At 43.5% G+C, this 23,604-nt stretch carries 18 protein-coding genes; 7 read left to right on the top strand and 11 right to left on the bottom strand.

The window, feature by feature from the left end; all coding sequences use genetic code 11:
• Nucleotides 1-68 precede the first annotated feature (68 nt).
• From ACH11B_RS25855 to ACH11B_RS25815, 9 genes are all read right to left on the bottom strand, one after another.
• A complete protein-coding gene (locus tag ACH11B_RS25855; RefSeq protein ID WP_130856727.1) occupies nt 69-1,484 on the bottom strand; it encodes an arylsulfatase in 1,416 nt (471 codons plus the stop codon).
• Between the two features lie 50 nt (nt 1,485-1,534).
• The gene (locus ACH11B_RS25850; RefSeq protein ID WP_242627241.1) at nt 1,535-3,043 is read right to left on the bottom strand and encodes a RagB/SusD family nutrient uptake outer membrane protein; all 1,509 of its coding nucleotides are present in this window, start codon (nt 3,041-3,043) and stop codon (nt 1,535-1,537) included.
• Nucleotides 3,044-3,077: 34 nt separating this feature from the next.
• Complete coding sequence (locus ACH11B_RS25845; RefSeq protein WP_377611176.1) at nt 3,078-6,155, bottom strand: SusC/RagA family TonB-linked outer membrane protein; 3,078 nt, start codon at nt 6,153-6,155, stop codon at nt 3,078-3,080.
• A 212-nt stretch (nt 6,156-6,367) separates the two neighbouring features.
• Entirely contained in the window at nt 6,368-6,994 is a 627-nt protein-coding gene (locus tag ACH11B_RS25840; RefSeq protein ID WP_130856730.1) for a TlpA disulfide reductase family protein, read from the bottom strand.
• A 29-nt stretch (nt 6,995-7,023) separates the two neighbouring features.
• Nucleotides 7,024-7,590, bottom strand: a complete 567-nt coding sequence (locus tag ACH11B_RS25835) for a TlpA disulfide reductase family protein (RefSeq protein WP_149106043.1) — start codon at nt 7,588-7,590, stop codon at nt 7,024-7,026.
• A gap of 115 nt (nt 7,591-7,705) precedes the next feature.
• A complete protein-coding gene (locus ACH11B_RS25830) occupies nt 7,706-8,101 on the bottom strand; it encodes a hypothetical protein (RefSeq protein ID WP_149106042.1) in 396 nt (131 codons plus the stop codon).
• A gap of 173 nt (nt 8,102-8,274) precedes the next feature.
• A complete protein-coding gene (locus ACH11B_RS25825; protein ID WP_377611174.1) occupies nt 8,275-10,485 on the bottom strand; it encodes a molybdopterin cofactor-binding domain-containing protein in 2,211 nt (736 codons plus the stop codon).
• Nucleotides 10,486-10,513: 28 nt separating this feature from the next.
• Nucleotides 10,514-11,137 carry a hypothetical protein gene (locus ACH11B_RS25820; protein ID WP_377611172.1) on the bottom strand — a complete coding sequence of 208 codons (624 nt, stop codon included), beginning with the start codon at nt 11,135-11,137 and terminating at the stop codon, nt 10,514-10,516.
• 13 nt (nt 11,138-11,150) lie between these two features.
• Entirely contained in the window at nt 11,151-11,621 is a 471-nt protein-coding gene (locus ACH11B_RS25815) for a (2Fe-2S)-binding protein (protein WP_130856735.1), read from the bottom strand.
• Between the two features lie 747 nt (nt 11,622-12,368).
• Between ACH11B_RS25815 and ACH11B_RS25810 the strand changes: the two genes are divergently transcribed.
• The 5 genes from ACH11B_RS25810 to ACH11B_RS25790 all read left to right on the top strand — a co-directional run bounded on the left by ACH11B_RS25810 (nt 12,369) and on the right by ACH11B_RS25790 (nt 17,036).
• Entirely contained in the window at nt 12,369-13,520 is a 1,152-nt protein-coding gene (locus ACH11B_RS25810; protein WP_149106040.1) for a histidine decarboxylase, read from the top strand.
• 47 nt (nt 13,521-13,567) lie between these two features.
• Complete coding sequence (locus ACH11B_RS25805) at nt 13,568-14,212, top strand: GNAT family N-acetyltransferase (protein ID WP_149106039.1); 645 nt, start codon at nt 13,568-13,570, stop codon at nt 14,210-14,212.
• Between the two features lie 519 nt (nt 14,213-14,731).
• Nucleotides 14,732-15,376, top strand: a complete 645-nt coding sequence (locus ACH11B_RS25800; protein WP_289552133.1) for a response regulator transcription factor — start codon at nt 14,732-14,734, stop codon at nt 15,374-15,376.
• Between the two features lie 203 nt (nt 15,377-15,579).
• Nucleotides 15,580-16,392 (top strand): AraC family transcriptional regulator, encoded by an 813-nt coding sequence (locus ACH11B_RS25795; RefSeq protein ID WP_130856736.1) that lies wholly within the window; start codon nt 15,580-15,582, stop codon nt 16,390-16,392.
• 74 nt (nt 16,393-16,466) lie between these two features.
• Nucleotides 16,467-17,036 (top strand): DUF417 family protein, encoded by a 570-nt coding sequence (locus tag ACH11B_RS25790; protein WP_377611170.1) that lies wholly within the window; start codon nt 16,467-16,469, stop codon nt 17,034-17,036.
• Nucleotides 17,037-17,233: 197 nt separating this feature from the next.
• Here the strand turns inward: ACH11B_RS25790 and ACH11B_RS25785 are convergent, their stop codons facing one another.
• Both ACH11B_RS25785 and ACH11B_RS25780 read right to left on the bottom strand, forming a co-directional pair.
• A complete protein-coding gene (locus ACH11B_RS25785; protein WP_013667966.1) occupies nt 17,234-17,755 on the bottom strand; it encodes an N-acetyltransferase in 522 nt (173 codons plus the stop codon).
• Between the two features lie 139 nt (nt 17,756-17,894).
• Nucleotides 17,895-19,121 (bottom strand): alkaline phosphatase family protein, encoded by a 1,227-nt coding sequence (locus tag ACH11B_RS25780; protein WP_149106035.1) that lies wholly within the window; start codon nt 19,119-19,121, stop codon nt 17,895-17,897.
• A gap of 330 nt (nt 19,122-19,451) precedes the next feature.
• On the opposite strand from ACH11B_RS25780, the gene ACH11B_RS25775 reads away from it, so the two are divergent.
• On the top strand, nt 19,452-20,045 hold the full coding sequence (locus tag ACH11B_RS25775; protein WP_130856739.1) for a TetR family transcriptional regulator: 594 nt from the start codon (nt 19,452-19,454) through the stop codon (nt 20,043-20,045).
• Between the two features lie 243 nt (nt 20,046-20,288).
• Nucleotides 20,289-23,600, top strand: coding sequence for a SusC/RagA family TonB-linked outer membrane protein (locus tag ACH11B_RS25770; RefSeq protein WP_377611168.1), 3,312 nt, complete (start codon nt 20,289-20,291; stop codon nt 23,598-23,600).
• Nucleotides 23,601-23,604: the final 4 nt, after the last annotated feature.

Here is a 23,604-nt window from a genome sequence, read left to right as displayed (position 1 = left end):
CTCCACCTCCTTCAGTTTTAACCAAATTTTAGGGTCGAAACAAAGGGAGTGGAGATATATCTATTCTTTTATTCCCACGGGAAAATGGGATTATCTGTGTGTGCTTCTTGCATGAATCCGGCAATTTTTTTAACAATTTCAGGATGTTGGAAAGCGATGTTATTCTTCTCGGCTCTGTCGACTGATAGATCGTACAGCTCAATCGGTGCGCCACCATCTGCCTTTACATTTAAGCGGACACCTTTCCATTTGCCGTAACGTACGGCCTGTTTACTGCCTTGTTCATGAAATTCCCAGTATAGATATTCATGCTGCTTTTGTGTTCCTTGTCCCTTTAGCGTATTTACGAATGAGATACCATCGGTAGATGCGGCAGTTGCTGCGCCGCCTAGTTCGGCGAACGTAGGGAAAATGTCCCAGAATGCGCCAATGAACTCGCTCTGTTGCCCCACACGGATTGCCTTTGGCCACTTGGCGACAAAGGGCACACGTATTCCGCCTTCATACAAGTCGCGTTTTATTCCACGAAGCCCTCCGGAACTTTGAAAGAAGGTAGGATCTGCTCCGCCTTCTTTGTGCGGGCCATTATCACTGGTGAAAATGATCAATGTATTTTCATCCAATCCTAAACTGCGTAATTTTTCCTCTATCTGGCCGACATATAAGTCCAACCGGGCCACCATTGCTGCAAAGGTAGCATGCGGATACTGTTGAGAAGCGTAGCCGCCGGATTTCGCACCCTTGCCATAGTCGAAGCCTTTGAAAGGCTTTTCCTCAAATTTACCTTTGTAATACTGAAAAATGCTATCGTCCGGTACCAAGAGCTCGGCATGGGGGAGGATATAGGGAAGAAAAAGGAAAAAGGGCCGGTCCTTATGCTCCTCGATAAAGCCAAGTGCCTGCTCTTGTATCAGATCGGGTGCATATTGCTTATGGTATTCCAGATCGCCATTTTCGGTTAAGACTACTTTCTCGCTATTGTCCCACAGATGGGTGGGATAATAACGGTGCGCTAACGACTGGCAGTTGTAACCGTAAAAGCGGTCGAAGCCCTGCTTGTTCGGATCGCCTTCGGAACCGACTGGGCCGAGGCCCCATTTACCGAAGGCGCCGGTTTGGTAACCCGCCTTTTTCAGCGTCTCCGCGATCGTCTCTACCGAATCAGGAATAGGGTATTGTCCTTCAGGCTCTACCCCGAGGTTGCCACGGATAAAGGTGTGACCGGTATGTTGCCCGCTCATCAGCGCGGATCTGGAAGGCGCACATACAGCGGTGCCGGCATAAAACTGATTGAAGCGAATTCCCTCTTTTGCCAGTCGGTCCAGATTCGGTGTGTTGATCAGCCGTTGGCCATTGAAGCCCACATCTCCATAACCAAGATCATCCGCTAGAATAAAAATAATATTTGGTTTTTTTTCCTGCGCTTTCGCATTAAATAGCAGGCATAGTGTCATTAGTAAGGGTAATAGCAAAAACTTCTTCATTCGATTATAATTGTTGTTGTGATGTATCCATGGTTGTTAGCGGCCATTGCTTAATTTCCATAACCGGGGTTTTGTGCCAATGCCGGATTCTCCTGTATGGCGATGGCCGGAATAGGCCAAAGATTATCCCGTTGCGGATCAAACCGTCTGGTATCGATGCGTTGCCCCTTGTCGTTGTAAATATCGCCATTAAGAACTTCTTGTGCAATGCCCCAGCGTCTTATATCGTAATAATAGAGCCCTTCTCCTGCCAATTCAATGCGTCGTTCATGACGTATTTCTCGTCGTAATTCGTCCTGCGATAAACTGGTGGATAATCCGGGCATCCCTATACGGGACCTTATTTGCTGTAAGGCATTGTAAACGGATTGATCTGGGCCGTAAGCTTCATTTTGTGCCTCCGCGTACATCAGCAAGACATCTGCATAACGTAGCAGGATATAGTTTAATTCGGATTGCCCATCCGGAATTGTCGCAGCTGGTATGTCGTCTTTAAATACCGTATATTTTTTCTGCCCATATCCTGTTCGCGGATATTGTCCCTCGGTCACCACCGCTCCCTTGAATAAACTGCCCTTAACAATTACCGTTGCCTGTAAGCGCGGGTCTCTATTTTCGTAAGGCTTGGCCGGATCATATAGGTTTGACTGACCGATGTTTTTTCCTTCGCGATCGTAATAGTCATTAACCAGATTAGGTAAGGGCCCGATGTTATTATACTGATCCAGGTTGATATCAAATCCGTGCGTAAATTCAGGAAACTTAAACTGTACATCAAATATGACTTCTTCATTTCCTTCATTTTCCAGGTAAAACAATCCGCGATAGTCCGGAAATAGTTGATAGTTGTTGGCGTCAATTACTTCTTTGGCGGTCTTGGCTGCCTCTTCCCACTGCCTCGCGTAAAGCAGTATGCGTGCTTTGAATGCCAGGGCGGCACCACTGGTAGCCCTTCCTTTTTCGTTGGCACCATAGCTTGCGGGTAGATCGGGAATGGCTTCATTCAGATCACGCAATAGCTGTGTATAAATTTCCTCGGCTGTGTTTCTGGGTAAATTCGATTGGGTGGCATCATTGGTTGCATCCAAAATAAGCGGCGCCCCTCCGAAAAGATTCCATAAAGGAAAGTAAAATACGGCCCGTAGGAATTTCGCCTCAGCAGTATAACGTTTACGCCTGCTTTCATCCATTTCAACCTTGCCGATATTAGCCAATAGGTTATTGGCTCGCCCGATACCTTGATAAGCTCCTTGCCAAACGGTATAAAATAGCGCCGTATTGGCATTGTGCTGCCCTTGTGCTACCAAATTGTAATCGCCCTGATAGCGGTAGGCGTTAGGCGACAGGTTTTCAAAATAAAGAGGTGTTGTACCACCATATAAACCATTATGCAGCAACGATGCGTATACACCGTTCAGGCTGGCAACCACGCGCTCTTCGGTTTCCCAGTAATTATCATCAGTATATCGGTCGGTAGGCTCCACATCAAGAAAAGAGGAGCAGCTACCAAAGCACAAAAGTAGGCTTCCTATTATGAAATATTTGCTAAATGTTTTCATTCTTATATAAAATCTATTCATGGTGAGGACAACATTAGAGGGTTAAATTTACCCCTGCGGTAATGGATTTATAGTTAGGGTAATCGATCATATTGGCTCGCGTCAGGTTCCGCTCTGGATCGCCTAATTTAAAGTCCGTAAAGGTTAAATAGTTCTGAGCGTTTACGAAAACCTTGAACCTTCGGATATGTAGACGTTCCAGCCAAGCGCCGGGTAAACTGTAAGCAAGTTGAATATTCTTAAGTCGCAAGTAGCTGGCATCTTTGATCCAGAAATCAGAGGTTAGAAAATTTTGCGGGTAACCGGAAGAGGTGGTAAGGATAGGTAGCCGCGCCCCGGGATTTTCGGGCGTCCACGAGTCGGTCAACCATTCGTTTGTTACACCTGCCCCGTTCCGATAAGGGAAGGCTAGATTGCCGTTGGCATAGGTGTCTACATCCGCTACTCCCTGAAAGAATAAATCAAGATCTACGTTTTTGTAGGAGCCGCTCAAGGTGAAACCGTAGGTATATTTAGGAATGCTATTGCCGATCACTATGCGGTCGTTATTATCGACGATACCGTCTTGGTTTTGGTCGACATAGCGGATATCACCGGGTCGGGTGTTGGCGGCCTGAAAGGCATGTTGTTCAATTTCGGCCTCGTTCTGAAAAATACCGGCCGACTGTAATCCGTAAAAGGCACTTATCGGATCGCCTTTTCTTATGATGGTAACACCATCGTAATAGATGTTACCTTTTACATCCAATACTTCATTTTTTAAGTAGGCTAGGTTTCCGCCCACCCGATAGCGAAAATCGCCGATAGCGTCCTGATACGCTAAAGAGACTTCGATACCTTTGTTGGACACTTTTCCGATATTACGGAAAGGACCCGTTAAATTGCCTACCTGTGCAGGAACATTTACCTGTCTTAGGATTTCACTGGTCGTTTTATCGAACAAATCTAGTTGGAAGGCCAATTTTCCTTGTAAAATATCAAAATCGACACCAATATTGGTCATGGTGGTTTTCTCCCAGGAGATAGAGGGATCGGCAAGTTGGATAATGGCGGTTCCGGGTACCACATTGTTGTTAAAGCTGTAATTGTTTCCTAAGCTAATGGCGTTGACATAACTGTAGAGTGGTATGTTCTGATTGCCGAGTTGGCCCCAAGATGCGCGGAGCTTCAGGTTATCGATCCAGCTTGCTTCTGCTAAAAAGTTTTCTCTGTTCAGTCTCCAAGCGCCGGAGAAAGATGGAAATAGGCCCCAGCGTTTACCGTTGGCAAAGCGGGACGATCCGTCATAGCGCACATTCGCTTCGAATATATATTTGTCGCGAAAACTATAGTTTATCCGCCCGAAATACGACTGTAGGCGCGATTGCGATGAAGTGCCGCCCACCGCAGGTGCAGTACTTCCGGCATCCAGCTCGTTCAATTCATTGCCCAGGTAACCTTGGTTATAAGCGTCAAAATCGCTGTCGTCAAAACGCTCCATGCTGAATCCCGCTAAAGCATTGACGGAGTGATCACCAAACTGACGGGTAAAATTCAACGTATGGAAGTTGGTCAGGTTTACGCCTTCCGTTGCAATCTGTTTCACGCCGCGCGCCGGAATGTTACCCATGGGGGTGACAACTCCCGTTTTGGGGTTGGTCAATGAAATCTGCGGATAGGCATATTTCTCTCTGCCGAAAAAGATATTGGCAGCGGCGGTAATTTTATAAGTTAAATTAAGCGGAAGTTTAACTTCTGCAAAAACGTTGGCTAGTGTACGGTATCGATGATTTCTGCGAAAACCTTCATAAGAGAGGGCTAACGGGTTCCGGAAAAAATTATGGCCCGGGACGCGTACCCACTGATCGGCATAGCTTCCATCCTGCGCGTAGGGAACTTGCATGGGCAAACCTCTGTATAGGAGCCCCATGATGCCTCCTTCTCCATTGCCTTCGTCGGCGGTATAGGCGCTCTCGCGATCGTTCCAGAAAGTACCGGCCAGATTAGCGCCTATTTTTAACCAGGAATTGAGATCAGATTGTACATTGCTGTTCAAAGTATACTTCTTGGCATCAGTTGCGATAAGCACACCATCTTGATTCAAATAACCGAAAGATAGCGAGAAGGTGGTTTTTTCGCCACCACCGGATAATCGGAGATTATGTTCTTGGATGGGGGCATTTCTGTACATAACGTCGAACCAGTTCGTATTGGGATATATAAAGGGATCAGTTCCGTTGCGGTATTCATCTAACAGTTCCGTCCCATACTCTGCCGGTTTTCCTTCGTTGGTCAGTGCACGATTTTTACCTTCCATGTACTGAATGGCGTTGGAAACAACATCCGGTTTAAAGGTTGACCGCTGGGAACCGACGTAAATGTTATAGTCTACTTGGAACTGGCCTTTTTGTCCGGTTTTTGTTTTTACGAGGATCACGCCATTTGCCGCTCGGTTACCGTAGATGGCGGCGGAGGCGGCATCTTTCAATACCGATATACTTTCGATATCGTTCGGGTTCACTTCACTTAGTGGGTATTCAATTCCATCCACCAGCACCAAGGGATTGTTATTATTCAATGTACCGACGCCTCGTATACGAATGGTGTTTCCTTCCGCTCCGGGACGTCCCTTATTCTGATTAACATAAACGCCGTTAGCTCCCTGAAGGGCCTGTGTAGAATTAGTGATCGGTCTGTTGGAAAGGAATTTCGAATCTACGGTAGCCACCGCGCCGGTAAGCGTGCTTTTCTTTTGGGTGCCGTAGCCGACCACCACAACGTCTTCGAGTTCATTTAAATCAGGCTCTAATTGAACAACGATGTCACTGCTATTCACTACGAGCTTGACGGTCTTATAACCTACATAGCTGGCAATTAACGTGTAGGGAAATTTTTGGCCGGTTACGAAGTTAAATCGTCCGTTTCCATCGGATGTTGCCCGGTGCGTGGTGCCTTCCAGGGTAAGGGTAGCCCCTGCGACGGCTTCGCCCGTATGGGCGTCCTGTACTTTACCGCTGAGGGTTGAGTTGATAAGGGGTTTGGTTTGCTGTGCGCGAAGTGTGACATAGCTTCCTATGAACAGCAAGAATAAAGGAATAAGGCTTTTGGGCCTTGTTCTAACAAGTAAAATCATTTTTTCGATATGGTTAAGTTCAAGTAAACAATACAGGTCTTTTTCCCTGCTGCCAGACTGTAAAAAGTCGTAGCAAAAATAGAATAAAATATATAATACACAAACTATATAGATTTAGTAGTTATTTAAAAATAAAAATATGCCGCACCCCAACTTGGTGTCGGCATCATAGTAATATATTATCAAGACCGCATACTTCCCTCGTTCAACGCTTATTCCTGAATCAATTCTTCCAGCTGCTTATTGAATTTATCGGATGCATAGTTGGCAAAACCGGTATGATGAAATCTTATTTTCCCATTCTTATCCAGTACGACAGTTGTAGGCAACGTTCCGGCGTAAATAGAGGCCGGAACATTGCCTTTTGCCCTATAGATGGGTATGGAGTACTTTTCTCTCTTTAAATAAGTGTATGCTGTAGCTAAATCTTTATCTTCATTAATCGTCAAAAAGAAAATAGCGGGATGCTCTTTGAAATTTGCATAGAGCTTTTCTATCGATGGAAATTCTGCCCTGCATGGCGGGCACCAGGAAGCCCAAAAATTAATAAATACCACTTTGCCTCGTAGTGAGGAGGTGTTTTGAATACGCCCTTTGTCGTCTTCAAAGTCAAAATCAACAATCGATTGATCTGTGGCATCGAAACTCTTTTGGTCTATCGAGGCATTAAACAATCCGGTAAGCATAAGCTGCCGAAGCACCATCGATTTTGCTCCGGGACTGATCAGCATGGTCAACGCAATAATTCCCATTAGGATAGAAAACGCATTTTTTCGGACAAATTGCCAAAACTTATTTGCTGACGATTTTTCCGTTGAAATCTCCTTATTATTAAACATAGTTCGTTTCTATTTACTTTTGTTAATGCTTATTCATCACTTTTAATCAACGCATTCAAGGCTGTTACCATTTGAGGATCTGCATAATCCCGACCACCTTCCATGCGGGCAATTAGATTCCCCTTTTTGTCTAGTATTACCGTTGTTGGAATGGCATCTCCCAAAAAACTTGGTGGTATTTCACTGGCGGGAACATACACCGGTAAGTCGTACTGATTTTTTTCCATAAAGCCGGTCGATTTTTTGATATTCGCATCGACGTCTACCATCAGGAATACAATATGGTCATTACCATTAAAAGACTGCTTTAATTTATTAATGGAGGGCATTTCCTGTATACAGGGAGGGCACCAGGTTGCCCAAAAATTAATGAATACCACTTTGCCTTTTAGTGAACTTAATGATACGGTTTTACCCTTTTGATCCTGAAATATCAGATCTGCCGTTTGGCTCATGCTTGAAGCTTGTGTTTCGCTATGTCCTTTCGTAGGATTTTTTTCTTCATGTGTTGCGTTGTTCCCACAGGCCATTATAAAAATCGTTACCATAACCAACGCGCCTGTGCGGATTGCCGGATTTATAAATTGTGTCTTCATGACCGCTTATTTAAATAATTATTACTTCTTGTAAAGTGCTGATGATCTAAAATGAATAAAGTTGTTGTCTATTGATGCCTTGCAGCTAATAGAAAAAAGAGAAAGGGAAGTGGTATTAAATGACGAGTTTTCGGTATTGAAGAAAGAGAGGAACAATATTAGGAACTTTTAGTTTCCTATAAAACAGATTAGATTGACCTTTATAAATCCGGAAACCGAGTAGAAGTAAAAACGCCGCGATAAAAATGACGCTGGGAAGTAATTTGTTGGTATGGTGAGACATCGATTTGGTGATGACCGAATCTGTTGTTGACCCACTCATACATTGTCCAAGAATGTTCCCTACGACACCGCTTTTAGCATGGCCTTGTTCAACGTTTATCGGAATACCTGCAAGACTTTTGATGCCACTTTTAATTGGACAGGACGTCAGTAGCGTTAAAAGCATGGTTACAAATACGAGACCGTATGGGTAATATGTTTTTATCCTATTTGATAACGTGCGGATCATTTATTGTGCAATTTAAGCTATTTTAATGAACACGACAAGACATGCCTGTCCTTTTTAGACTTTTTAACAGATAGCATCACGAAGTTCATGGCTTAAAGTAGCAATTTATAAGAAAGCCGATCAGTGAAATCCGATCGGCTTTCTTATATTCATTGACAACTGAATAATGTATATTACACGGATGCAAGGCTGAAAGGCAGCCGCCTAATTCTCTTCCCACTCAAGTCGTACACGGCATTAGCCAGCGCGGGAGCGAAAGGTGGTAGTCCCGGTTCTCCCACGCCGCCCGCATCCTCGGCATTGTCGATGATGTGTACCTCAACCGGCGGCATATCCGCAATGCGGGGCATATTATAGTCGTAGAAATTTTTCTGGTCAACCAGTCCGTCGGTAAAAGTGACTTCATGCAAAGCTGCAGCACCTAGCCCCATGGCAACGCTGCCTTCAACCTGAGCGTGGATAATATCGGGGTTTACATACCAGCCACAATCGATTACGGCCCATACTTTATCTATTTTAATTCCTCCCTCCGGAATGCGAGAAACTTTTACTACCTGGCCTACCGTTGAATTAAAACATTCTGTAATCGCCACGCCATACCCTTTGTTAGTACCCCGCGATTTCCATCCGGAAACCGCTTCCAGTTTATCGATTAGTTTATGAACGCGTTCATCCGGCAAATGCTGTCGACGAAACTCAAGCGGATCGGTACCGGCGGCAACTGCTAACTCGTCAATAAAGCTTTCGTAAGCAAATCCATTGGTGGATGCGTATACCGAACGCCACCATAGAACCGGTATGGGAAGCTCAAAGGTGACATCAGCGATGCTAAGATGCGGGATCGACTGTGTATAGGGCTTAAGGAAACCCTCACTGGTGCTTCCGTTAGGCTTTGACCGGTCGTTACTACTGAAATGGCCAATATTTTGTCCACAGAGACGGACTTTCATCGCCTCAATTTTACCTGCCTTTACAACCCCTTCACATCGATAGGATATGCCGGGGCGATAGGGGCCCTGGGTTGCATCATCTTCGCGGGTCCAGACAACCTGTACGGGTTTTCCGAGTTCTTTTGATATCGCGGCAGCCTCAAAAGGGTAGTCCATGAAGGCTTTACGTCCGAAGCCTCCGCCTAGAAAAGTCATATTGACCTTCACGTTTTGCCATGGAATACTGAACTCTTGGGCAATCGCGTCCTGAACCATTTCGGGGGCTTGTATCGGCCCCCAAATTTCTACCGTATCGCCTTTCCAATGAGCGATACAGTTCACCGGCTCCATCGCGTAGTGCGATTGGTAAGGTGTTTCGTATAACACGTCTAACTTGGCGTCGGTGCTGGCGGCGGTAATGACTTCCGATGGATTGCCTTGCGTTTGAAAGATCAAGCCTTCTTGACCGGAAAGTAGTTCTTTTTGTCGCCTATAGATTTCAGGGGTGCTTATATGTTCAAAATTGCTATCATCCCATTCAACTTTTAAGGCCTTTTTGCCTTGCATTGCCGCCCAAGTTGAATCGGCTACGACAGCGACCCCTTCGCGCCAGGTGTTAAAAACTTTCATCCTTACTTTGAAGACCTTCGTTACCCCTTTTACTTTCATCGTGTCCGAATCGTCGAAAGATCGGACAGTGCCGCGCATGCGGGGATTGCGCTCCACCGTAGCGAACAACATATCGGGAATACGCTTATCAAGTCCGAAAACGGCACTGCCATTGGTCTTTAATGGTGTATCGATCCGACGGCTCGCTTTCCGTATCAGCTTGTATTCGGAAACGGGCTTTAACGGAACTTCCTTAGGCGGCTGAAGTTTTGATGCAGCAACAACCAATTGCCCATAATGGAGCTTCTTTCCGGAAGGCTTATGGATAACGTGACCGGATGCTGCGTAACAGGTCGATACATCTACCTTCCATTGATTGGCGGCCGCCTGTACGAGCATCATGCGGGCAGTAGCGCTTAGCTTGAGCAGTTTTTTATAGCTTCCGCGAATAGTTGAACTGCCACCGGTAATCTGTCCTCCATATTCGTTCCGATTGCCCGGAGCAAAGGATACCTGAATATCTTTTAGATCTACTTCCAACTCTTCGGCGATAATTTGAGGAACCGAATGATAGGAACCCTGGCCCATTTCGGCGCGGTGGTCAAACAAGGTTACTTGACCGTTTGTATCGATATGTATCCATGCATTTAGTGATACTAAAGGGGCTTCGTTATCCGCTGCTGTTTCTCCTGCAAGTATATTTACGATGTGGGCGCCAGCGGGAAAATAAAAGCCCAGCGCCAATGCTGCTGAACCCAGGCCAGCGGCTTTTAAAAAAATTTTCCGTGAAAGACGCGTGGCCTCTTCTTGTGAATATTGGCTATTTCGCTTAAGTGAATCCTTCATATGTGCGATGCTTTCTTACCTTGTATTATTAATTTGCGGGTGGCGCATAAGCTCCTGTTTCCAACCACTCAATCCAGGCCTTTTTGAATTCCGCATGGCTCAACGGTGGTTTGGTGCGCCCTTTTCCCATATTCCATCCGGCAAGTACCAAGTCGTCGTCAGCATGTTCAATCAGTTGTTGCTTGTTTTTATGGCCGTTTTGTTGAGGATCTAACAACTGCTTTGCAAGTTCATGGGCTGTTTTACCCTGAAAAACCATTTTCATGTCTGCCGGAGGAAGGTGCCAGTTGGGATTTCCGGGAGGCGTGTGCGGTCCAGGTGTATTTTCAGGTTGATGGCAGTTTGCACACTTCATCGCGAAGAGACCTTTGCCATCTGCCCCTCTTTTTGGCAACATGGTATGCAAATGGCTGTCGTCGCCTTGTAGGGGCACATCGCCGGCGGGATGGCAGTTTACACATCGGGGGCTCATCAGCACGGCATATACTTTGTTAAACGCTCTGACTGATCGAACACTGTCATCGGCCAACTTCCTTTTGCTAATCGGTCTACCGGTATCGCGTGCGTAAGTGTTCTCTTTACCGGTATAAAGAGAGAACCCGAGTGCAGCAATCATTACGGCGTAAATAATCAATTTGAGCTTTTTTGCCATAGGTCTTCCTTAATTATCGTTCTGATGTTTTCTGCTGTAGTTCGGCGGCGAGATGTATAGCTTTACGTATGCGCAGATACGTGCCACACCGGCATATATTGCCCGCCATGGCATTGTCGATATCTTCATCACTTGGATTGGGTTTTTCTCGCAGTAATACGGCGGCCGACATAATCTGGCCGGAGTGACAGTAACCGCATTGTGGTACGTCCACTGCGGCCCAGGCTTGCTGCAAAGGATGGTCGTTTTTTTCCGACAGACCCTCAATGGTAGTAACATGTTTACCCGCAACCCTGCTTAATTTAGTTATGCAGGATCGGACCGCCTCTCCATCAAGATGTACGACGCAGGCGCCACATTGTGCGACACCGCAGCCATATTTGGTGCCGGTGAGCCCGACGACATCCCGTAAGGCCCAAAGCAATGGCATGTTGGGGTCCAGATCAAGCTGATACGTTTTGTTGTTGACTGTAAATGAAATCATTGGCTAAATTTTGTCATCCTACTATCAAAGTTAATCTTATTACCGGATTTGGGCTAATGATTATCAAACATTTTCTTAAGATATTCAAACAACTAGTTAAGTGGAGTAGTTGAGTGGTTAAGTAGTTGAAAGGTTTTCTTTGAATAATAGGCTGATGATGATTTGCAGCGTTTGTTTGCACCGGTTTAGCAAGATTATATTGCTAAACCGGAGTGAATAAGTGCCTTTTTTGTTATTCCAAAGGCACTAATTGAAACAGCGCGTTATCCGCTAAACTATGCATTAGATCTGTTGATTAGGGTGCTTAAGAACACGCCTTTCGTTAATGGTCACTCGGCACAAATGTATGGATATGATATAAAGTCAATGTTAAATCCTGTTTGATTTAATTGTTTGCCTTCCTCATGCTATTCCTATTGGTTTTTCGTAAAGCCGTAGTGCTGCCGATACGGCATTCTAATAGCCCGACTTCCCAATGTTAACGTTAATAAGTGAAAAAAGAATAACATATAACTTAAAGTTAGCCATCGTAAAATTTCTATATAGGATAGAAAAATAACTACAATTTACTTTTTTTCAATGTTTTCGTGTAAGGTGGGGATGGATTTGTGTAAACATTTCATGCTAGTTTAGATCTGAAATTATATTCGTGTGGTTGAGGACTCTTTTAGTGAGCTAATGGTTGCTGAATGAAGATCAACATAAAGATGGAATTACTCGAGTGTTAAACCACCATTTTCATATAAAATGACAACTGAAGACAAAGAACAATTAAACCGTCAAATGGACGTAATTGTCCAGCGGGCAGCAAATTCTATTGGTTATCCTTTCGCCACGGATTTCAATTATAGCGAGCTTTATCCCTTGCTGGGTTATTCCCTTAATAATATAGGAGACCCTTTCATCGAATCAACTTATAAAGTTAGCTCTCGTGCATTGGAACGGGAAGTGTTAGCTTTTTTTGCTGAATTATTTAGGGCACCTAAGGATAACTGGTGGGGTTATGCCACCAACGGTGGTAGTGAAGGTAATTTGTACGGCCTTTATGTTGCCCGAGAACTGTACTCACGAGCGATCGTCTATTATTCGACCTCGAGTCATTACAGTGTGCCCAAAAGCATTCATCTACTGGGTATGCAATCGATTATAATTCGCACCCAAGCCAACGGTGAGATGGATTATGAGGATTTGGAAGCATCTATCAAATCGAATCGACAACGACCGGTTATAGTGGTTGCCAACGTCGGGACGACAATGACCGAAGCCAAGGATAACGTTGCCACAATCCGGCAACTTTTAAAGGATACTGCTATAAATTCTTATTACATTCATTGTGATGCGGCGCTTGCTGGCAATTATTTGCCTTTATTGGAAGAAGATCCAACATTTGATTTCGCCCATGGCGCAGACAGTATAGCTTGTAGCGGTCATAAGTTTATTGGTTCGCCAATGCCTTGTGGAGTGGTGATTGTACGAAAAAATTACAAAGATCGAATTGGCCAGCCGGTACCTTATATAGGTTCGTTGGACAGTACAATAACTGGCTCCCGAAATGGCCATGGCCCTTTGTTTTTGTGGTATGCCATTAAAAAATACGGAAGGGAAGGACTCGTCCAGCGCGCCGTTGAAAGTGTTTCTTTGGCTTCTTATACGCAATCAAGACTACAGGCGGCAGGTATACCGGCCTGGCGCAACAGAAATGCGATTACCCTCGTATTTCCTGAACCCGCCTTATCAATCCGTGCAAAATGGCAATTAGCAACAGAAGCTGGGCAATCCCACTTGATTTGTATGCCAGGCGTTTCAAAAGAAACAATCGATCATTTCGTAGACGAAATTTCTATTGTGCCGTCAAAAAAGGATGCAGAAGAGTCGGGAGAATATATGTTGTCCTATTAACTAATTGGATGCCCAACATTAGAACCATTACATAATTTTAAATTGATATGAATAACACTTTAGAAAACTTAGAAACTAAACAGAAGCTTCCTGACCCCATCCAAATTAAAAGTCCCGAACCTTGGCAATGGAACGTACTAGCGAAAGCCTTTTTGAACGATCCTGTATTGAAGTTCTGGATTGGTGAAAAGACGAACGAAGCGGTATTGAGAGATTTTTTTGAGGCCGTAGTGAAAGATGCACTTGAGTCCGGAGGCGCAGTGTTTAGCAGCCCGGACCAGCAGGTTGTTCTGGTTTGGACATGGCACGGTTACAGTCTTCAAGAACCGGGTGAGTGGAAGAAGCGCTGGTATGAGATTCTTGATCCAGAAGGAGTAAAACGCTATTATGAACTCTATAGAGCAGGCGATGTTGAGATCGATTCTGCAAAGCTAAAAGGATGTATGCTGCCCGATTATATGGGAGTATTACCGCAATCTCAAGGCCGCGGTTATGGTAGCCACATTCTTAAATGGACCTTGAACCATTATGATAAACTTGGCTATGAAACACCGTTTCTTCTTGCTAGCACTCGAAGATCGGCAAAACTTTATGGACCTTTGGTGGGCTTTCATATACATAAAGAGGTGTTACTTGATAATAGCGAAAATGCACCTGTGGCGGTGTTTATGAAACGGAACGCCCTAAAGTAACGCTAATTTTTCCGCATTTGCTATAAAAGTGTCCGATAATGCTTTGGACACTTTTTTTAAGGACTATTGTTCTAGCGCAATCAGAACATCAAGTTTGAGGCACCAGCATTGGACCTTGAGTCTGCCGAACCTTATCGGTTGCGGCAACCCGCCGTCTAACCATTTGTAATGAACAATCTATTGCATCAAAATAAAGAAAAAGAGTGGTTTCACCAAGAGCTTTAAGGTATACTTTTTATATGCGTGAACGGAATGAACATGAAGCGGAGTAATGAACGGTTTGAATAACGTCTGGTTCGGTCATATATATATATTTGTTCAACCTACCGATAATGAGGGTAAATTAAAGACGACACGTTACGATATGTTGCTTACTAATAGGATCTCTATGAGTACATTTTTACTTCTTTTTCAAAAAAACCTGATACAATTTTCGGTCTTTCGATTGAACCGAATATTTATAAAATTTTCGGTTCGCTCATTTATAAATCCAATTATATATCATTAAGTATTTAGATCATGCCATTACAAATAACTGTTGCCGATGATCGCGTTGCCGAGCGCCTGGGCTTGAAGTTTATTATCGAAAATTGGCTGCCAGGGACAATAGTTTCTTTGGCCGAGAACCTAACAGAATGTAAAAGAATTTTGTCGCAACAACAAATTGATATCATACTCCTGGATAGCGATATCTTGGACGCTAATAGTTTTTACCTGATAAGATCATTGAAGGAAAATCAAAGAAGTACAAGAATTTTACTATTCTCTACTTATGATGAATTGGTATATGGTGAACGATACCTAGATGCTGGGGCCGATGGTTTCTTACAGAAGAACGAAAACGAAGAACGGATTAAAGAGGCTTTGAGCGTAATACTCCGTGGCGAAAAATACGTCAGCAATAGATTAAAGGAGCATTTGTTAAACAAACGGTTTAATCTAAAACATCAATCTTTGAGTCCGCTAAACAAATTGACTGACCGCGAAATGGAGGTCTGCCAGATGTTAATCAAAGGTATGAGAGTAAGCGAAATCGCTGATACATTGGTGCTGCATACGTCTACTATCGGTACGTACAAATCCAAGATTTATAAGAAGCTTCGCGTTAAGAATCTAGTTGACTTACTGTCAAAATTTAAGATGCACATGTTAAGTTGCGAGTAGAGGACACATGATATTTGTATGAGCCGCACACTTATATTTGACGGTTAAAATTCACTAGTTGACAAGCATGTAAAGCTTGTATTCGCGTATGGTAATGACAACACAGGCGCTGATATTGAATAGGGGTATAGGCAAAGTATAGCACTTGCAACCATATTAATTAAGTATAATTAGAAAAGAAAAAATCAAGTTAACTTTGCCTTATGCTTTCTATCCGTACCATTGGCAACGAAGTACAAACTCAAGATAATGAGTTCTATCAAATTTTCCTGCTCCGCGATCCGATGGAGATGACGGTAGATTTTACGAACTATAAAACCGCTCCGTACTCTTTACTTTGCCTAAGCCCGTATCAACATTTGAGTTGGTTAAAAGGTCCGTTGACAACCGGTTTGCAATTGCTGTTTCACGGAGATTTCTATTGTATTGAATACCATAAAAAAGAAGTGGCTTGCAACGGCCTGCTTTTTAATAACATCTATCTACAACCTCATGTTAACTTGGGAAAGGAAATATATCTTGAGATCGAGCAACTTGTTCGCAAAATGGAGAAGGAACTAAAGGTTGGCCTTGAATTTTCTGATGCGGTGGTCAAAGCCTACCTGCAATTGATCTTGGCTTTATCGAGTCAAGTGAAGAAGCATCAGATTAATCTACATGAAATTCCACAGCAGGAGGATATAGGTGAGGGGCGCATTTTTCAGCAATTACTGGAAGCAAATTTTATGAGGGAAAAGTCTGTGAATTTTTATGCGCAACATTTTAACCTCAGTATAGATGCCTTTAGTAAAAAAATCAAGAAACATTTAGGTAAAGCGCCTTCTATTTTTATTCAAGATCGGATTATATTGGAATCGAAAAAGCTTTTACACCTGACGTATCAATCAATAAAAGAAATCGCTGTACAACTAAATTTTGATGATGAACATTATTTCAGTCGTTACTTTAAAAAAAATGTGGGTATCTCTCCATCGGAATTTCGCTCGAAAGTGGGGATTTCCATTGCGGCAAAATAGTGTACCATAATGCCGTTTCTGTCCATTTTATAAACCTAAGCGGCCCGCTACCTTTGTTCAATAGAAAATAAAATATGAAACAGCTATTGAACGTTTTAGCAAATGGACAAGCGAGTTTTGTTCATCTTATGCGTATTGTCATTTTTATTGTAATGGCTTGGATAGGAGGATTGAAAGCCTTTCAATATGAGGCTGATGGAATTGTCCCTTTTGTTGCCAACAGTCCATTTATGAGCTTCTTTTACACAAAGAATGCACCGGAATACCAGCAGTATAAAAACCCGGAAGGGAAGACAGTAGCTAAAAATGTGGCCTGGCATAAACAAAATGGGACCTACCTTTTTGCTTTCGGCTTGGGCACCGTCATCATTGTTATTGGACTATTGACCTTAGCAGGGATATGGTCGGCACGAATAGGCCTGCTGGGCGGATTGTTAACTGCCGCCATGTCGATCGTAACCTTATCCTTCCTCATCACCACACCGGAGGTATATGTGCCAAATTTGGGAGGCGATTTTCCAACGCCCAATTACGGCTTTCCTTATCTCTCAGGCGCGGGCAGATTGGTTCTTAAGGATATTATTATGATGGTAGGTGGGCTGTTAGTTGCATCAGATGCTGCCAAACGGATACAAGGGTGCTGAGAGCAATCGATTAGCAAAGAAAATAACCGCTCATCGTTCGTGGTCTTTAATGTCATTATAATGCAGGCTTGTTATTTTTATGGTGACTTCGAAAACAAGTTGCCAAACTTGTCCAATTCAATTAGTAGAACCCATTCCCTTCCCCGGGGTGGGTTTTTTAATAAAAATTATTAAGCAATGACTGACATGGAAACGGCTTATTTCAGATTCTTTTTCATCATAATATCCGTTTGCTCATCGGTGCCCATTTTGAAAATGTGCTTATCGAATGCAACGAATCCGTTCTTTTCATAAAATCGGATAGCTCGTGGATTTTCTTCCCAAACCCCGAGCCAGATGTATACTTTGTTTAACGATTTTGCCACTTCGAGCGCCTTTTCATAAAGAAGCTGTCCGACCTTTTTTCCGTGATGGCTACTTTTTACATAGATACGCTCAATTTCCAATGCTTCGTCGCCTTGTTCTTCGGTTTGCGCATGGCCCACATTAATTTTCAGATAACCTACCGCCTCTTCTCCGTCCCAGGCAATGAAGAATAACGATTCTGCATTATTTAGTTCGGTTCTGATCTTTTCTTCGCTGAAATTTGCCTCCAAATAGGTGCGCATGTCGGCTTCGGAATTACTGGCTGCAAAGGTTTCAAAGAAGGTTGTTCGGCCAAGGTCTTGAATAACTTTTAACTCGCCAAGCGACGCTTTACTAACTGCTATCGACTTCATGATCATACGGTCTTTCAAAATAAAGATTTGAATAGCTCTTTTTTGCAAATATACCGGAATATCTAATTTCGAAAGACAGCGGCCGGCCAAAAGCAGTTAAACCCTTAAACGATAAGCATATTAGATATGCAGGTAACCTTTATTCGGTTACCCAGCGATTGACCGTATTGTCTTGCGTTTCCAACACTATTTTATAAAAAGGGGAAGGAATATCTTTGATAGAAACAAGCGCATGTTTACCGGTTAATGGATACGTGCCCATGAGCCGATATTCATCTTCTTTGCCCGTTTTTTTATTATTGGTGGTGGATAGCCAGATCTTCACTTCGCCCTCCTGCTTCAGGGGAGTCCAAAAAATGTCGAGGTGTTCTTTTAGGCGATGAACTTTTGGAAGCGCTATTGCTACTTCACCCATTAAAGAAATACCATCCAATTCGCGTGCGGCTATTGTCGGAACAGGAATCTCCATATATCGGGCAATGGTAGGTAGAATATCAACGACAGAAGGGTATAGCATTGCACTATAGGTGTTTTTAAGTGGCCTGTTGCTGAGAATCCATGCTGAGCGCTGGCGAAAGGACTGCCCCCCATGGCCTTTACCATCTTTTTCTGCTCTTCCGTGATCCGTAGTTACCAGGAGTAGCCAGTCTTCGTTGAATTTTTTTTCGCGTTCGTCTATAGCGGCCATAATTTGCCCAACCTCTTCATCTACCTTTTGTATAGCCTCTGTGTATTCGGGGCTGTCGCCATACATGTGGCCCATATCGTCCGTGTGTTCGAGGTATACCCAGGAGAGGTCGGGTGCCCGCTCGGCAATCGATTCGGCAGCTTTAGCGCTAACTGCCTGATCAATTGCCAACATAAACCGGCGTTTCGCGTCATGTGGATATTTCACTGTGTCCAATTCCAACCCATCGAACGCTTCGTCCATCTTAATGTAATTCGTTTGTGCCAGGTTCTCGCCGATTAACTTCGTTCTGTTATCTTGCCAACTGGAAAAAACGGCAATTTTTTTCTTTGGAAAAGCATCTTTCAGTAAACGGAAAATCGTTGGATAGTTGTAATTGGGATCTTTGATATCATTATCCGGAACGTTGTGTTTGTTATACCAAACGCCTGTTAGTACATTGTTATAGCCTACAGCAGAAATTGTTGGCGATTCACTATACGAGCCTGCTTCACCCCCTTGGTAAGCGCGAAGGTAGGCGCCTTTCGCCATCAACTTTTTCATATTTGGCACGTCTGTTCGCTCCAATGCATCGGCTGAAATGCCATCTGCAATTATGAAAACTACCTTTTTTTGTCGTTGTGCAATGACGGGGCCAAAGCACATACAGAATAGAACTAAAATACTAAGTTTTTTCATCTATTTAAATTTGCTTTTTAGTGGTGATGAAGCTATCAGATTTATTCATTCCCCTGTGTGGTTTGAATAAATCATGATGGTTTCATGTTTTAAATCTTTCGGCAAAAATCAAATATCCCGAATTATCCCCATAATCAGAAAGGATTGATTAACTTGGTTCTTTAATAGGGATGACATTGGGTTTTTCTTTTTGTCGCACTTACATTCATTGCGGTAAAATTCAGCTTGAGCAGTTAAGCCATCATTAAGAAATCTTTATTTTATTAATTAATTGAATGTTCATTCAATAATAACTCATCTATTTGTAACCGATTTCAGTACGATAAATATATGGGTAGAAAAAGTATAAAAGATATCAGGAAACAGGAGATTATCAAAGTCTTCTATAAAGTAGCAAAAAAAATTGGTTACGCCAATACTTCAATAGCAAAAGTGGCTAAAGTGATGAATATAAACCCCAGCCTTATCATCCATTATTTTGCTACTAAAGAGGATTTAAAGGAAGCGTTGATCGATTACTTATTGGAACGCTATCTGCTGATTTTCAACATAGACAAGGAAAAAGATTATAGCCTGACAGACCTCTACGATATTATTGATCGACTCTTTTCAAAGAAATGGAACAAATTATTTGATGATAGTCTATTCTACGACTTTTATGCAGAGAGTTTCCGGAACAAACAAATTAGGCGTAAATACATTACCATTCTCGACTCGTTACGATCGATGCTTAGCACCATACTCGCTAAATTGAACGACCGGGAACAGCTGCGTCTAACGAACCCAGCGCATACGGCTGATCTGATTTTTATTTTTCTGGATGGCGCTTATTTTTATTTATCGTTGGTAGAAGATAAGTCGATGGTCGAAAATAGACTCAATCAATACAAAGAGGAAGTTTATGATCTGTTAAAGTTAACCTAGCGTCTCCTACAAGCATTCCTTCCTAATTTGCTATTCTGTCTGCATATTTCGGAAGCGGACTTGCGCATCTTTATTGATCGTAACAACGCCGCCATAAGGTTAGTGGCCTATGATAGTGACTGACAGTAAGTGTCTTTTTTTTTTTAATTGAATGAATGTTCAATTAAAATAACGATATATTAATTCCTCCTTAACATCTGAAATTCATCTTTGTTGCCAGATCCCTAATCTTAAAAAATAGTTATGAAACAGATTTTACTGTTATTTGTCATAAGCCCGCTGATCATCTGGCAGTATGGGGTATATGGCCGACAGGTGCGTCAAGATGACCGCACAATTTCCGGAACGGTGAAAGACTCGATTGGCGAAACACTGCCCGGTGTGAGTATTGCCATTGTTGGTAAGACACAGGGAACGTCGACAACGATAGACGGCGTTTTCTCTTTAAAAGTAAAAACAGGGGATGTGCTGCATATCTCTGCCATTGGTTATTTGCCGCAAGAGGTAAAGGTAACAGCGGCTGAGCATTACGACATCATATTGGCCGATGACAAACAAAGCCTTAACGAAGTTGTCGTGGTTGGTTACGGAACACAGAAGAAAGTGAACCTATCCGGTGCGGTCGACCAAGTGAAAGCAACAGACCTACAGAATCGGCCAATAGCAAATGTTGCGCAAGGTTTGCAGGGAATGGTGCCAAATTTAAATATCCGCTTTGCATCCGGTGGTCCGGGTGAAGCGGCGGACATCAACATTCGGGGCATCACTTCCATCAATGGTGGCGGGCCGCTTATATTGGTTGATGGTGTGCAGATAAGTGCCGCTGAACTGAACCTGATAGCGCCACAGGACATTGAGACGATGTCGGTGATCAAAGATGCGTCCGCTGCGGCCATCTATGGGGCGCGGGCGGCATTTGGGGTGATTTTAATTAAAACTAAAACAGGCGCTGTAGCGGGTGCTACCGTCAGCTACTCCAATAATTTCAGCCTAAATAAACCTACCGTTTTGCCGAAAATGGTGACAGACCCTTACATCTTTTCGCGTTTACTGGAATTATCTACCGATAATACCCCTTGGGATAACGTTAATTATAGCGATCAATTTTACCAATATGCCAAAGAACGATCGGATAATCCGTCTATCGCCGGGGTACGGGTAAATCCTACCGATCCCAGCTTATGGGAATATATGGGTAATCGAGACTGGAGCCGCTATTTTATGGATGATTATAACTTCAACCAAAATCACGACCTCGCCATTAGCGGCGTGAGCGAAAACAATAAAGCACAATATTACCTATCAGGCGGCTATAACAGACAGAACAGTCCGTTAACCTTGGCCGATGATTACAATGAACGCTATAGTCTGCGCGCTAAAATTGATTATAACTTAAAGAAGTGGCTTAAAGTTGGGAATAACACCTATTATACCTATACGAACCGAAAATCGCCGACCCGATTTTACAGCAATCCCAGCCAAGCTTCCTCATCACTGCCTGTTACGAACACTCCTTTCAGTATTTATGATCTGTATACTATTTTTCCTACTTCATGGGATAAGAATCCGGATGGCACCTGGGCAAATGAAACCGTAGGTCGGCTGGCCGCCCAACTAGTTGACGGTGGTGCAACGACGGTGAAACAAAACATGATTCAGTCTACCTTCACCACGGAGATGTCTTTTTGGGATAAGTTGCTCACCGTTAATAGTGATTTTACCTTTAGAAATACCTCCATCAACACGAATTCTTATAATACCAAATATCAAATCGGATATGGTCCGAATGATGTACGTGAGGAAGGAGAGAATAGTGCCAGAAGAGATGCCGAATCTATTACCTATCAAGTATTCAATATCTATGGGACATTGAATAAAAGCTTCGGAAAACACAGTTTGTCGGCCATTGTGGGGTATAACCAGGAAAATTACCGTGACGAATTTTTTTATGTCAGCAAACAGGACCTGATTTCTTCATCTTATCCCACGATTGGCTTAGCCACAGGATTGACCAATGGCGAGGAAGATATCAGGACCTATGCGCTTAGAGGTGCTTTCGGTCGAGTCAATTATATTTATAATGACCGTTATATCGTGGAATTCAACGGAAGATATGACGGCTCTTCACGCTTTCCCAAAAATAAACGCTTCGGATTTTTCCCTTCCGCTTCCGCTGCATGGCGGATCGATCAGGAGTCTTTTATGGACGGTATCCGTCAGACCGTCAATAATCTAAAGCTTCGGGCTTCCTATGGTTCCTTAGGAAATCAGAACGTGGCCAACTACGGCTATCTTCCTTTCATGGAGGCTTCACAGTCCGGTTACCTGATCGGTGATTCGCGCCCGACCATGATCAGTCCGCCGCTCCTGGTTTCACCCAATTATACGTGGGAAAAGGTGAATACACTTAATGTCGGTTTGGATATGGGGCTCCTCCAGGATCGTATTACGCTGACTTTCGACATGTATAAACGGAACACCCTCAATATGTTAACACGCGGAAAGGAGCTCCCCGGCGTATTGGGTGCCGTTGAGCCGAGTGAAAATGCTGCCGACCTGCAAACCAAGGGTTGGGAGCTTTCATTTGGATATCAGAATAAATATGAGGTTGGCGGAAGCCCACTGACCTTCCAGGGCCGCTTTGTACTCTCCGATTCTAAAACACATATTACACGGTTTGATAATCCGAACGGAAGCATCCTGCAATACTACAAAGGAATGGAGCTGGGGGAAATCTGGGGATTGCAAAGCAACGGACTTTTTGCCAATACCGACGAGATTGCACAATTAGACGAGTCAGCTATTATTCCTTGGGGTGCGTTACAGATTGTACCGGGATGGCCCAAATATATCGATCGGGACGGTAACGGAAAAATTGAAAAGGGCTATACGCTGGACGACACAAAGGATTTAACCGTAATCGGAAATTCAACACCACGCTACCAGTTTGGTCTTGATCTAAACTCCTCGTGGAAAAATTTTGATGTCAGGGTCTTTTTACAAGGTGTTGGAAAACGGGATTATTATCCAATCGATTACCTTTATTGGGGCTTTTACCAACAGCCCTACGGAAATATCTATGAGCATTTGCTCGACTTTTATAGACCTACCGGCGATAGTGATGAACAAAGGGCGCGTCATTCGCAATCTTATCTGAACCTCGGACTTGCAGATGCAAATCCCAACGGAAAATACCCGATTATGCAATCGTGGTTGGCTGATGCTAACCTAGGAACAAGAATTGACGATGCGATGGGATTGGCCATTCCCCAAACCGGCTATCTGCTTAACGGTTCGTATCTGCGTATAAAAAATATTACAATCGGTTACACTTTACCTGAAACATTGATAAAAAAAATAGGCTTGGCCCGTCTTCGCATTTATGCCTCCGGTGAGAACCTCTTCGAATGGTCGGGAATCAAAGATTTTTATGATCCCGAAAGTACGAACGCAAATATCAATACCGATCCGACCAGTGGCATCGGTAGAAAAGGAAATGGAATGACTTACCCTTTTCAAAGGAGTTATTCGGTAGGAATCAATGCCATCTTTTAAAAAA

It is taken from the genome of Olivibacter sp. EAT-5 (assembly GCF_044784325.1).
Lineage (GTDB): Bacteria > Bacteroidota > Bacteroidia > Sphingobacteriales > Sphingobacteriaceae > Olivibacter > Olivibacter oleidegradans.
Note: the sequence above shows the minus strand (reverse complement) of the source record. Positions and strands in the feature narration are given on the sequence as shown.